Raw genomic sequence first — 249 nt, forward strand, 5'->3', positions numbered from 1 at the left:
CCTCACCACCAGCACCGGAGAGGTGTCGGCATGAGCCGCAAGCAGTGGACCTGCGCCCCAGCAGCAGCAATGACCGTCGTGTCGATGGCCCTGACCCTCGCCGTCGTCATCGGCTGGCTCGGCGCCCTGATGCCGTGGCCGGTGGCCACCGTCGTCGGCCTGGGCATGGACGGCGGCTGGCTGGCCACCCTCGCCTACGAACGCCGCCTCGCCGCCCAAGGCGACCACTCCGGTGTGGTGTCCGGCCTC

1 pseudogene is annotated in these 249 nt (G+C 71.9%); it reads left to right on the forward strand.

What is annotated here, in order from left to right:
* Positions 1-30: 30 nt before the first annotated feature.
* Positions 31-249: pseudogene (locus G6R25_RS24810) on the forward strand (protein spdB); the annotation flags it as partial.

The organism is Candidatus Frankia alpina (assembly GCF_902806485.1).
GTDB lineage: Bacteria > Actinomycetota > Actinomycetes > Frankiales > Frankiaceae > Frankia > Frankia alpina.